This is a genomic window from Nocardia aurantia, from assembly GCF_009604425.1.
Classification (GTDB): domain Bacteria; phylum Actinomycetota; class Actinomycetes; order Mycobacteriales; family Mycobacteriaceae; genus Nocardia; species Nocardia aurantia.
The window spans coordinates 314,958-327,406 of sequence record NZ_WEGI01000013.1 but is presented as its reverse complement, the minus strand read 5'-3'; the positions used below and the strand labels follow the sequence as shown (position 1 = coordinate 327,406).

The 12,449-nt window shown below is 70.0% G+C and carries 11 protein-coding genes; 2 read left to right on the top strand and 9 right to left on the bottom strand.

The window, feature by feature from the left end; all coding sequences use genetic code 11:
• Positions 1–107: 107 nt before the first annotated feature.
• The 5 genes from NRB56_RS29640 to NRB56_RS29620 are packed head-to-tail and all read right to left on the bottom strand — an operon-like array spanning position 108 to position 6,320.
• Positions 108–929 carry an HpcH/HpaI aldolase/citrate lyase family protein gene (locus tag NRB56_RS29640; protein ID WP_153347577.1) on the bottom strand — a complete coding sequence of 274 codons (822 nt, stop codon included), beginning with the start codon at positions 927–929 and terminating at the stop codon, positions 108–110.
• Between the two features lie 57 nt (positions 930–986).
• On the bottom strand, positions 987–1,502 hold the full coding sequence (locus NRB56_RS29635) for a MaoC family dehydratase (RefSeq protein ID WP_319943726.1): 516 nt from the start codon (positions 1,500–1,502) through the stop codon (positions 987–989).
• Complete coding sequence (locus NRB56_RS29630; RefSeq protein WP_153347576.1) at positions 1,499–2,659, bottom strand: acyl-CoA dehydrogenase family protein; 1,161 nt, start codon at positions 2,657–2,659, stop codon at positions 1,499–1,501. Before NRB56_RS29630 ends, NRB56_RS29635 begins: the two co-directional genes overlap by 4 nt.
• Positions 2,656–4,737, bottom strand: a complete 2,082-nt coding sequence (locus tag NRB56_RS29625; RefSeq protein ID WP_153347575.1) for an acetyl/propionyl/methylcrotonyl-CoA carboxylase subunit alpha — start codon at positions 4,735–4,737, stop codon at positions 2,656–2,658. The genes NRB56_RS29630 and NRB56_RS29625 overlap by 4 nt, the downstream gene beginning before the upstream one ends.
• Positions 4,738–4,742: 5 nt before the next feature.
• On the bottom strand, positions 4,743–6,320 hold the full coding sequence (locus NRB56_RS29620) for a carboxyl transferase domain-containing protein (protein ID WP_153347574.1): 1,578 nt from the start codon (positions 6,318–6,320) through the stop codon (positions 4,743–4,745).
• Positions 6,321–6,415: 95 nt separating this feature from the next.
• Here NRB56_RS29620 and NRB56_RS29615 point away from each other — a divergent pair, with 95 nt between their 5' ends.
• Complete coding sequence (locus NRB56_RS29615; RefSeq protein ID WP_153347573.1) at positions 6,416–7,009, top strand: SACE_7040 family transcriptional regulator; 594 nt, start codon at positions 6,416–6,418, stop codon at positions 7,007–7,009.
• A gap of 11 nt (positions 7,010–7,020) precedes the next feature.
• Here the strand turns inward: NRB56_RS29615 and NRB56_RS29610 are convergent, their stop codons facing one another.
• Positions 7,021–7,464, bottom strand: coding sequence for an SRPBCC family protein (locus NRB56_RS29610; protein ID WP_153347572.1), 444 nt, complete (start codon positions 7,462–7,464; stop codon positions 7,021–7,023).
• Positions 7,465–7,755: 291 nt separating this feature from the next.
• Here NRB56_RS29610 and NRB56_RS29605 point away from each other — a divergent pair, with 291 nt between their 5' ends.
• Positions 7,756–9,039, top strand: coding sequence for a TetR/AcrR family transcriptional regulator (locus NRB56_RS29605; RefSeq protein ID WP_319943725.1), 1,284 nt, complete (start codon positions 7,756–7,758; stop codon positions 9,037–9,039).
• A gap of 67 nt (positions 9,040–9,106) precedes the next feature.
• Here NRB56_RS29605 and NRB56_RS29600 read toward each other — a convergent pair whose 3' ends face one another.
• From NRB56_RS29600 to NRB56_RS29590, 3 genes are all read right to left on the bottom strand, one after another.
• On the bottom strand, positions 9,107–11,164 hold the full coding sequence (locus tag NRB56_RS29600; RefSeq protein ID WP_153347571.1) for an ArnT family glycosyltransferase: 2,058 nt from the start codon (positions 11,162–11,164) through the stop codon (positions 9,107–9,109).
• A 260-nt stretch (positions 11,165–11,424) separates the two neighbouring features.
• A complete protein-coding gene (locus NRB56_RS29595) occupies positions 11,425–12,135 on the bottom strand; it encodes an NUDIX hydrolase (RefSeq protein ID WP_153347570.1) in 711 nt (236 codons plus the stop codon).
• A 135-nt stretch (positions 12,136–12,270) separates the two neighbouring features.
• Positions 12,271–12,411 carry a hypothetical protein gene (locus NRB56_RS29590; protein ID WP_153347569.1) on the bottom strand — a complete coding sequence of 47 codons (141 nt, stop codon included), beginning with the start codon at positions 12,409–12,411 and terminating at the stop codon, positions 12,271–12,273.
• Between the last annotated feature and the right edge of the window lie 38 nt (positions 12,412–12,449).

The following is a 12,449-nucleotide window of genomic DNA, read 5'->3' as shown; positions in this document are numbered from 1 at the left end:
CAGCGACCGACGAAACGCCGGGCCACCACGAACGTCAGGAACCGACGAAACGCCGGGCAGCCAGGATCGTCAGGGACAGACGAAACACCGGGGGCCGCGCGGAAACGTCAGGAAGCGACCGATGCCTCCGAGCGGCGCACGATGCGCTGGGCGTGTGCGACGACCGGGCCGTCCACCATGCGGCCCTCGTAGGTGAAGACGCCGCGGTGGTTCGGCACCTCGGCGAGAACCCGGCGGGCCCAGTCCAATTCGTCGGCGGCGGGGGTGTATGCCTCGCGTACTACGGCCACCTGGCTGGGATGGATCGAGACCTTCGCGTCGAAACCGCTGGCCACGCCGTCCTCGGCCTCGGCCCGCAGCCCGTCGAGATCGCGGATGTTCAGGTACACGAGGTCGAGGGCGAACCGGCCGTATGCCTTGGCCGCCAGCAGCACAGTCGAACGCAGCTGGACCGCGACGTCGCGGTAACTGCCGTCGGCACGCCGGCTGCCGGTGCCGCCCAGGCCGGCGACCAGATCCTCCGCGCCGGGCATCGCGCCGATCGCGTTGTCGGCCCGGATCGCGTCGGCGATGGTCAGCACGCCCAGGGGCGATTCCACCAGCGCGATCACCTGGTACGGAGCCAGCGCCGAGATCTGTTCCGCCGATTCACATTTCGGCAACATGACGTGGCGGTAGCCGGTGCGCGCGAGCGCCTCGAGGTCGAGGGCGTGGTCGGCGGTGGTGGCGCCGTTGACCCGGACCACCGTGCGTTCCGGGTCCAGCGGCGTGGACACCAGGGCGGCGCGGGCGGCCTCCTTGTCGGCCGCGGCGACCGCGTCCTCCAAGTCGATGATCACCACATCGGCCGCGGCGGCGGCCTTCGCATACCGTTCCGGCCGGTCCGCCGGGCAGAACAACCAGGCCGGGCCGGGCAGCTCCCACGTCATCGCGATTCTCCGTTCCCGAAAACTAGGTTCTCGGTTTTCGACCATAACATTCTCAAGCTATTCGGAGTCGGCCGGCCGCTTGCGGACCAGGGTCTTGCGGACCGCGGTGGCCACGATGTCACCGTGCTGGTTGCGACCGGTGTGCGCGAAGGTCAGGATGCCCTCGCCGGGGCGGCTCTTCGATTCCCGCTTGTCGGTGATGAGCGTTTCGGCGTAGAGCGTGTCGCCGTGGAACAGCGGCTTGGGGAACGCGATCTCCGAGAAGCCGAGGTTGGCGACGATGGTGCCCTGGGTCAGCTGCGCCACCGACAGGCCGACCACGGTGGACAGCGTGAACATCGAGTTGACCAGCCGCTGGTTGAACGGCGGCAGGGCGTCGGCGAAGGCCGCGTCCAGGTGCAGCGCCTGAGTGTTCATCGTCAGCGTGGTGAACAGCACGTTGTCGGCCTCGGTGATGGTCCGGCCGGGCCGGTGCTCGTACACCACGCCCGTCTCGAACTCCTCGAACCACAACCCACGCTGCACCACCCGGCGCGGCCCGGCGGACTCGCCCGGTGCCTTCGGTTCGCTCACAATCCCAGCTCCCGTCCGATCAGCAGCAGCTGCACCTCGGTGGTGCCCTCGCCGATCTCCAGAATCTTGCTGTCCCGGTAATGCCGGGCGACAGCGTATTCGTTCATGAACCCGTAGCCGCCGAAGATCTGGGTGGCGTCCCGGGCGTTGTCCATCGCCGCCTCGCTGGCGACCAGCTTCGCGATCGAGGCCTGCTTCTTGAAGGGCTTGCCGGACAACATCAATGCGGCCGCGTCGTAGTAGGCGGTGCGCGCGGCATGCGCGCGCGCCTCCATCCGGGCGATCTTGAAGGCGATGGCCTGGTTGCGAACGATGGCCTGCCCGAACGCCTCTCGTTCCCGCGCGTAGCGCACGCTCTCGTCGACGCAGCCCTGGGCGGCGCCCACCGACAGCGCCGCGATCGCGATCCGGCCCTCGTCGAGGATGCGCAGGAAGTTCGCGTAGCCGCGGCCGCGCTCGCCGAGCAGATTCTCCTCCGGCACACGGACATCGGTGAAACTCAGCGGATGGGTGTCGGAGGCGTTCCAGCCGACCTTGTTGTAGGCCGGTTCGGCGACGAATCCCGGAGTGTCGGCCGGCACCAGGATCGTCGAGATCTCCTTCTTGCCGTTGGAGACTCCGGTCACCGCCGTCACCGTCACCAGCCGGGTGATGTCGGTACCGGAGTTGGTGATGAACTGCTTGCTGCCGTTGATGAGCCACTCGCCGCCGTCGAGCACGGCCGTGGTGCGGGTGCCGCCCGCGTCACTGCCCGCACCCGGCTCGGTGAGCCCGAAGGCGCCCAGCGCGCGCCCGGATGCCAACTGCGGCAGCCATTCCAGCTTCTGCTTCTCGTTGCCGAAGCGGTACACCGGCATAGCGCCGAGCGAGACCCCGGCCTCCAGCGTGATGGCGACGCTCTGATCGACCTTGCCGAGTTCCTCGAGGGCCAGGCACAGGGCGAAGTAGTCGCCGCCCATGCCGCCGTACTCCTCCGGGAACGGCAGCCCGAACAGGCCCATCTCGGCCATCCCGGCGACCACCTCGTACGGGAAGCTGTGCTCCGCATCGTGTTTCGCGGAGACCGGGGCGACGACCTTCTGCGCGAAATCACGCACGGTCAGCGCCAGATCGCGGTACTCGTCGGGCAGTGTGCCCGTGGACAGGAAATCGGTCATGACTGGGATTCCTTCCCGTCGGCCCCGGCAGCGTCCGGACCGGCGCCGGACTCCGCGGGGGCGGGTGATTCGTCGGTGGCCGACGCGGCGGCCGGCACGATCCGGGCCAGCACCTGGTCGACCTGCACCTGTGCGCCCGTATTCACCAGCAACTCCACGGTTCCGGCGATCGGGGCGGTGAGCGTGTGCTCCATCTTCATGGCCTCGACCACGACCACCGGAGCGCCGGCGGCGACCTCGGTGCCGGCGGCGGCCGCCACCGCGATCACCGAACCCGGCATGGGACTGCGGATCTCGGCGTCGCCGACCTGTTCGGCGCCGGCGCGCACGCTCACCTCGGCGACCTCGCGCACGGCCACCACACCGGTGCCGTCGGCGATCCACAGCTGGCCGTCGTGCGCGGCCACCCGGTAGCCGCCGCGCACCCCGTCGATGGTGAGAGTCAGTGTGTCGCCGATGAATTCGGCACGCAGGGGACGCGGATCACCGTCGTCGAGCCGCACCGCGGCGCGATCGGGCCGGCCGGTGATCGCGACGTGCACGGTCCGGTCGCCGACCGTCAGCCGCGCCGTCACCGGCGCGGCGACGCCGAGCCGCCAGCCGCTGGGCTGCGCCCAGGGGTCCTGGGCCGTGCGCGGCCAGCGGTTCAACCAGTCGAAGACCGCCGCGGCGACGAACTGCGCGTCGGTGACCGCGGCCGCGCGGAAGTCGACCGCGCGCCGATCCAGCAGCCCGGTGTCCAGCCGGCCGGCCAGCACGTCGGGATCGGCGAGCAGGAATCGCAGGAAGTCGGTGTTGGTCCGCACGCCGAGCACGAGCGTCTCGGCCAGTGCCTGATCGAGTTTCGCGATCGCGCCGGCCCGCTCGGGGGCGTAGGCGATGACCTTCGACAACATCGGGTCGTAGTCGCTGCCGACCACGCTGCCGGTCCGCAGGCCCGAATCCACCCGCACCCCAGGGCCGGTCGGCTCCGAGAGCGCCAGAACCGTTCCGCCGGTGGGGAGGAAGTCGCGGCCGGGGTCCTCGGCGTACACGCGGGCCTCGACCGCGTGCCCGGTGAGCAGGATGTCCTCCTGCGCGGCGGCGAGCTGCTGCCCGGCCGCCACCCGGACCTGGCACTCCACCAGATCGACGCCGGTGATCAGCTCGGTCACCGGATGTTCCACCTGCAGGCGGGTGTTCATCTCCATGAAGAAGAACTCGTCGGGCCGGTCGGCGGACACGATGAACTCCACCGTGCCGACGCCGACGTAGTCGACGCTGCGCGCGGTGTTGCAGGCCGCGGCGCCGATGCGGGCCCGGGTGGCCGCGTCCAGCAGCGGTGAGGGGGCCTCCTCGATCACCTTCTGGTGGCGGCGTTGCAGACTGCACTCGCGCTCGCCGAGGTGCAGCACGTGGCCGTGCTGATCGGCGAGGACCTGCACCTCGATGTGCCGAGGGCGGCTGACGAACCGCTCCAGGAACAGCGTGTCGTCACCGAAGGAGGCCGCCGCCTCGCGGCGCGCGCTGACCAGCGCGGCGGGCAGATCCTCGGCGCGCTCGACCCGGCGCATCCCCTTGCCGCCGCCACCGGCGGACGGCTTCACCAGCACCGGGAAGCCGATTTCCGGTGCGGCGGTGATCAATTCGTCGTCGGTGAGACCGGGCCGGGCGATGCCCGGCACCACCGGCACACCGAACTTCGCGACCGCGTTCTTGGCCGCGATCTTGTCGCCCATGATCTCGATGGCGTGGGTCGGCGGGCCGAGGAAGACTATGCCGGCCTTGGCGAGTGCGGCCGCGAAGGCCGGATTCTCGGACAGGAAGCCGTAACCCGGATGCACCGCCTGCGCACCGGCGCGCACGGCGGCGTCGACGACCCGATCGATGTCGAGGTAGCTCTCCCGTGCGGGGGCCGGGCCCAGCCGCACGGCGGCATCGGCCTCGTGCACGTGCCGGGCGTCGACATCGGCGTCGCTGTAGACCGCGACCGAGCGAATTCCCATGTCGCGCAGGGTCCGGATGACCCGGACCGCGATCTCGCCGCGATTGGCGATCAGCACGGTGTCGAACGGGACGGGGTGGGATTTGTGCAGCATGCTCATCACATCCGGAAAACGCCGTAGGAGACCGGGTCCAAGGGAGCCTGCGCGCAGACCGACAGCGCCAGGCCCAGCACGGTACGGGTATCGGCCGGGTCGATGACGCCGTCGTCCCACAATCGCGCGGTCGAGTAGTACGGATTACCTTGCAGCTCGTACTGTTCCCGGATCGGCGCCTTGAACGCCTCCTGATCTTCCGGGCTCCACTCGTCGCGCAGCGATTCGGCGCGCACGGTGGCCAGCACCGAGGCGGCCTGCTCGCCGCCCATCACGGAGATCCGCGCGTTCGGCCACATCCACAGGAAGCGCGGCGAATACGCGCGGCCGCACATCGAGTAGTTGCCGGCGCCGTACGAACCGCCGATCACCACCGTGAGTTTCGGGACCCGGGCGCAGGCGACCGCGGTCACCATCTTCGCGCCGTGCTTGGCGATGCCACCGGCCTCGTAGTCCCGGCCCACCATGAAACCGGTGATGTTCTGCAGGAACACCAGGGGGATCTGCCGCTTGTCGCACAGTTCGATGAAATGCGCTCCCTTGACGGCGGATTCGCCGAACAGCACGCCGTTGTTGGCCACGATGCCGACGGGATGACCGTGGATCCGCGCGAAGGCGGTGACCAGGGTGCGGCCGTATTCGGCCTTGAACTCCTGGAATTCGCCGCCATCCACCGTCCGGATGATCACCTCGCGCACGTCGTAGGGCGTGCGCAGGTCGACCGGGACGACGTCGTAGAGCTCCTCCGGCGGCGCGGGCGGTTCCACCACCGGCCGAATCTCCCAGGGGGTGGGCGACTTCGGGCCCAGGGTGGCGACGATGCGCCGGACGATTCGCAGCGCGTCCTCGTCGTCCTCGGCCAGATGATCGGTGACACCCGAAACGCGTGAATGCAATTCGCCGCCACCGAGTTCCTCCGCGGTGACCACCTCACCGGTGGCGGCCTTCACCAGCGGCGGGCCGCCGAGGAAGATCGTGCCCTGATTGCGGACGATCACCGCCTCGTCGCTCATCGCCGGCACGTACGCGCCGCCGGCGGTGCAGGAACCGAGGACCGCGGCGATCTGCGCGATGCCCTGGGCGCTCATGGTGGCCTGGTTGTAGAAGATCCGGCCGAAGTGCTCGCGATCGGGGAACACGTCGTCCTGCCGGGGCAGGAAGGCGCCGCCGGAGTCGACGAGGTAGAGGCAGGGCAGCCGGTTCTGGAGTGCGACCTCCTGCGCCCGCAGATGCTTCTTGACCGTCATCGGGTAGTAGGTGCCGCCCTTGACCGTCGCGTCGTTGGCGACGATCACACATTCCCGGCCGGACACCCGGCCGATGCCGGTGATGATGCCCGCACCCGGCGAGTCGTCGTCGTACATGCCGGTGGCCGCCAGTGGCGACAGCTCCAGGAACGGGCTGCCCGGATCGAGCAGCCGATCGACCCGCTGCCGGGGCAGCAGTTTGCCGCGGGCCACATGCCGCTCGCGTGCCCGCGCCGGACCGCCGAGCGCCACCGCGGCCAGCCGCGCGCGGAGATCGTCCACCAATTCCAGGTGCGCCGGCCGGTAGCCGGCTCGGACCTCCTGCGAAACCGTCATCACGCCACCTTGCTGGGATCGGTTAGTCGCCAATAACTGGAATCCAAGATAATCTTGACTAACCGAGATGTCCAGATTTATCGCGAGGAGGAGCGATGACCAGCAGTGATGCTGTCGCCCCCACGCGCCGGGAGCAGTTGAAGGCACAGCGCCGGCAACAATTGCTGGAGGCGGGTGCCCGATTGATCGCCGACCGCGGCTTCCCCGGGGTCCGGCTCGACGACCTGGGCGCCGCGGCCGGGATCAGCGGCCCGGCGGTGTACCGGCACTTCCCGAACAAGGAGGCGCTGCTGGTCGAGTTGCTGGTGGGGATCAGCGAGCGGCTGCTCGCCGGTGGCCGGGCCGTGGTGGACCGGGCCGCGTCACCGCTGGAGGCGCTGTCCGGTCTGATCGACTTCCATCTGGACTTCGCCCTCGGCGAGCCGGAACTGATCCGGATCCAGGACCGCGATCTGAAGAATCTGCCCGAGCCGGCCGAGCGTCAGGTGCGCCGGACCCAGCGGCAATACGTGGAGGTCTGGGTTTCGGTGCTGCGCGACCTGCATCCGGGCCTGTCGGAGGCGGCCGCCCGGGTGCAGGCGCACGCCGCCTTCGGGCTGATCAACTCGACGCCGCACAGCGCGCCGGCCACTTCGGCCACCCGGGCGCGGCCGATCCTGCGCCACATGGCCTGGGCCGCCCTGGCCTGAGCCGGGCGCGGTCAGATGCCGCGCAGCTCGCGATCCGCGGTACCGAGCACCAGCCGCAGTCCCATCGCGAAGCCGGCCACCAGCAGCAGGGTGTACACGGGCCCGAATATCGGTGTGCTGACCTCGAATTCGGTGTGCCAGCGCACCCGGGTGCCGTCGGGCAGTTCGGTGAAGGTCAGATTGCCGTCCTGATGGAACTGCGGCGGAAAGGAATCGAGATTGCGGTAGCGCACCCACTTGGGCGGATCGTATTCGGTGATCTCCTGGGTGACCCGCCAGGCCGGAGTGACGATCAGCCGTACCGCGCCGACACCGTGTTCGGCGACGGAGCCGGGCCGGACCAGGGTGACGCGGCGGATGAACGGCACGCGCTGATAGTTGGTGACATCGCTGAGCCAATCGAACACGTCGTCGATGGGGGCGGCTATGGTGCGCTCGATGTCCATCGTGCGCATCGGCACTCCGTTCCGGCAGGGTGAGGGTGATCCGCAGCAGACTACGGCGCGGCACCCGTACCGCGACCGCACAACGAACCGAAACGATGCCGATTCGATATCCGCGGGCCGGCCGTACCGATTTCGAATACGCTTGCCACAGTTGATCTTTCACAGGGAGCATACAGACCGCTGCCACGGGCCCGGGGAAGGGCCGGCGCGGGCGGCCCGCCGGGCGCCGGCGGTGGCGCGCGGCGGCGGCGTCGTAGCCGCTGGCTACCATGACATGGACATGAGCGACAGGTCAGTATCGTGAGCCGCGCACAGCGCGACGTCAACCCGCGCAGCGACCCGCCCGGCAGCGATCCGCCGGAGCGGGTGATCCGCCGCCGCCCGAAGAATCGGCGCGCCCAGATCGCCGCCACCTCGGCGGCCGCCTTCGGCTCGCTGGGCTACCACGGCGTCAGCATGGAGGACATCGCCGCCCGGGTCGGCATCTCCTCGGCGGCCCTGTACCGGCACTATCCCAGCAAGTACGCGCTGTTCCGCGAGGAGCTGCTGCGGCTGGGCGCGGCGACCAGCGCGGCGGTGACGCTGCCCGAGGAGGCGGCCGACCGGCCGGCCCGGGAACGTCTGGAGCTGGTGGTCGACGCCGTCATCGCCGACACGATCGGCAACCGGCCCACGGTGGCGCTGGCCCGCTGGGAGCGGCGCTATCTGGACGACACCGACCGTGGGGTGCTCGACAAGCAGTTCGCCGGCGCGGTGACCGTGCTGCGCGATCTGCTCGGTGAGCTGCGTCCCGGCCTGGCGCGCCGGGACCGGACCGTGCGCGCGGTGGCCGCGATGAGCGTGATCTCCAGCATCGGCGATCACCATGCCGCCCTGCCGGTGAAATCGTTGACGGCCGTGCTGAATTCGGCCGTCTGGGCCCTGTTCGAGGCCGAACTCCCGGATGCCGCGGCCGATCACCGGCCGCCCCGCGCGGTGGAGATTCCGCAGTCGTTCAAACACGAACTGCTGCTGAAGAAATCGGTCGACCTGTTCCACGAGCGCGGCTACCCGAACGTCAGCGTGGAGGACATCGCGCAGGCGGCGGATCTGTCGGCGGCTTCGGCGGTGTACCGCTACTACCGCAGCAAGAGCGACCTACTGGCGGCCGCGTTCCGGCGCGCCGCCGACCGGATGTCCGCGGCCATCGGCCCGGCGACCGCCTCGACGCGCACCCCGGCCGAGGCGCTGGCGATGCTGATCGACCTGTACGTGTCCGGATGCTTCGCCGAACGCGCGCTGACCTATGTGTACTACGCCGAATTCGGCCACGTCCCGGCCGAGGAGCGGACGATGCTGCGCAACGTCCAGCGGCTGATCGTGGCCGAGTGGGTGCGCCTGCTGGTCGTGGTGCGGCCGGACCTGTCCGAGGCGCAGGCCCGCATCCTGGTGCAAGCCGGATTCGCGCTGGTGGTCGACCTGGGCCGATACTTCGGCGAGGACGACGCGGGCGGCTGCCCGCAGGAGCGCGTGGTGCAGTTGATGGAGGTCATCCTCTTCGGGCACCCGCTCCCCCGCGACGCCGGTGGCGCCGTCCTGCCCTGATCTCGTCCGACACACAGCCGGACCGGCGTTGATCGGAGTCCCGGCCGCCGGACCGCAGCGCCGCAGGTCACGGCCGGGGCGCGACGGTCAGGTCGTATACCTCGATTTCGTCGATCCGGCTCGCGGAGTAGTGGTTTCGCACCCACTCGGTGATCTGCGCGCCGGAAGTGGCCGGATCGCCGGTCCGGCCCTGCCGATCCGTCCGCGACCGGTACAGGAAATACCGAACCTGCCCGTCTGCGACGTACTGGCGAAATTGCGCCAGGGTAGGTGAATCGTCCCGCCCACTGAATCCGCCGATCGCCAAAAGCGATGCGCCTGTGCGCAATTCGATTGTACTGACGTCGGATGAGCCGACTGCCGCTGCGGCCCAGCGACTTTCAACCGCCGTGGCGAGTAGTGCATCCAATTGCGGTGCGTCCGGCGCCATCGTGCGGCCACCGGCGCCCGGCCGGACCGGACCGGAGTACGGACTGCCGCCGACGTGCGGTAGCGCGACGGTCCGCACGGTGTGGAACGCCGGACCCGCGAGCACGGAAAGCACTGCGGTGCAGGCGATCACAGGCATCAGATAACGGCGCCGATCGATGCCGACATGATCGACGTCGCGGCCGTCCGGCCGGTCGGCACCGGAGTGGGTTCGGTCGCCGGAGGTGCCATCGCGGGTCGAGGAATCCTCTTCGCGGACCGTGCCGTCCCCATCGCGGCCCGAGTGAGCGACCGGCACCAGCATCACGCCGGCCCATACGGCGACGATCAGTACCGTCCAGCGCAACCACGGGAGCCAGTGCGGCGTGTGGTCGAGCAGGACGAAACTCCAGGCGGCGCCGGTGACGGCCATCGCGGCCAGGGTCAGGCGGGCGGCCCATCGGTCGCGGGCGCGCCACAGGAGCACGACGCCGATCCCGGCGAGCGCCGCTACGGCCGGGACGAGTTCGACGGTGTAGTAGGTGTGGAAGGACTGCTTCATGAAGCTGAGCACCGCGCCCGCGCCGAGCAACCAGCCGCCCCACAGCAGCCGGCCGGCCCGATCCGGGTCGGTGCGTGGCGCGCGGCGGGTCAGCCACAGACCGGCGATCAGGCCCAGCACCGCGACCGGCAGCAGCCAGCCGAATTCGGTGGCCAGGCCGTCGCGCAGCAGACGGGTGGGCCCGGATTCGCCACCGGACATGGCGGCGAAATGCGACTGGGTGTGCTGGGCCGCCTGGCCGCCGTGGGTGGTCGTGGCGGCGCGGCCGTGGTGACCGAGCAGGCGGCCCAGGCCGTTGTAGCCGACCGCGAGCTGCCACAGCGAATTGTCCGTGGAGCCACCGATGTACGGGCGGGAGTCCGCGGGCCACAGTTGCACCAGCGCGACGTACCAGCCCGCCGAGACGACCACCGCGACGCCGGCGGTGAGCAGCCGCGCCACGCGTGCGCCGAGGCCCACCGGCGCCGCCACCAGTACGGCCAGCGCCAGCGCGGGCAGCACCAGGAACGCCTGCATCATCTTGGTGAGGAAACCGAATCCGATTGCGGCGCCGGACAGTACGAGCCAGCCGCTGCCCGTGGACCACCAGCGCGGATTCGCCGAGCTCAGCGACCGGACCACGCCGTAGGCGGCGAGTACCACCAGCAGGGTGAGCAGCGCGTCCGGATTGTTGTAGCGGAACATCAACGCCGCCACCGGGGTTACCGCCAGCGCCGCTCCGGCCAGCAGTCCGGCCGCCGGGCCGCCGCAACGCCGGACCGTGGCGTACAGCAGTGCCACCGTCGCGACGCCGAGCAGCGCCTGCGGCGCGAGCATCGACCAGGCGCCGAAGCCGAAGATCCTGCCGGACAACGCCATCAGCCACAGGGCGGCCGGTGGCTTGTCGACGGTGATGGCGTTGCCGGGATCGAGCGCGGCGAACAACAGCGCCTTCCAGCTGCGGGTGCCGGCCTGCACGGCCGCGGCGTAGTAGGGGTTCGCCCAGCCCGCGCCGCGCAGCCCCCACAGGTACAGCACGGCCGTCGCCGACAGCAGCCCGGCGAGGCCCAGCCGGGCCCAGCGCGGCTCGGCGCCGATCGGGATCGCCCGCTCGATCCGGACCGTCCGATCGACGGACCGATCCACCTCGCCGGCGACGCCGGAGATCGACACCATGGCCTGCCCTCTCTCCCATCCGATTCACCCGTACCGGCTGAGCGTATGGGGCACTGCCTGAACGGTCGCTGGGCCGACACTGTGAATATGCTGTGCGCCGAGCTCATCTCGCGCCGATCACGGTGATCGCCGCCGATCACGGCGCTGCGCCGGGTCATCTCGGATACGCACCGGGTCGTTCGGGACTCGCTCCCGGCACGATCGGGCCGGAACATCGGCGAGGCCGGAACGCGGACCGGCGGAGTCTGCGATACGGCCGGTCAGGAGGGCCGCATCATCGGCGGGTGCAGCGCGCGGGCCGGGCCGGCGCGGTACAGCCGGGCCGGGCGACCACCGTCGCGGCTGGTGGAGCGGCCGGTGGCCTCCACGAAACCGGGGGTGGTGGTCACCTTGCGGTGGAAGTTGCGCGGGTCGATATCGGTGCCCCACACCACCTCGTACACCCGGCGCAGGTCGGCGACGGTGAATTCGCGGCCGCAGAACGCGGTCGCCAGCGGCGAGTACTCCAGTTTGGCGCGGGCCCGCTCCACCCCGTCGGTGAGGATGCGGTGATGGTCGAACGCCAGCCGGCCCCGGTCCGCGAGCACCTGCTCGACGGACCAGATCGCCGCCGCACTGACCTCGGACCCGGCCGACGGCGCCGGCAGATTCGGGATCAGGGCCAGATAGGCCACGCCGATCACCCGCCCGCGCGAATCACGACCCGGCTCACCGTAAGTGGCCAGTTGTTCCAGGTGGATCCGGTCGGCCCGGATGTTGGTCTCCTCGCGAAGTGCCCGGACCGCGGCCCCGGAAAGGCTCTCGTCGGGCTCCACGAAGCCGCCGGGCAGCGCCCATCGGCCCCGGAACGGGGCATACAGCCGCTGGACGAGCAGCGCGCAGAGAGTATCGTTCGGGATGGTACGTGTACCGAGTGTCAGTACCACCAGCTCGACCGACACCGCGGCGTTCAGGCGAAAAGCATTGCCCATGGCCGCGATTGTAATCGTCAGCCTGACGATAAGGGAGCCCGGGGAGCACCGCGACGTGCCGGGTACGCAATCGTGGCAGGCACGTCGCGGTGCGAATGCGCGGGGTCGGGCCGCGAATTCCGCAGGCCCGCAGGCTCAGCCGATCCCTATCGAGGATCCCGTGGCGATGACGTTCGCGAGTGCCGTGAGGACCGAGGAGAATCCGGCACTTCCGGTGGCACTACCGGTGAAGATGCTGGAGAAGGCGGAGGCGAGGGCTTCGGCGCTACCGGTCATGATTCGTTGTCCTTTGCTGTCGTCGAATTGGTCGGAGT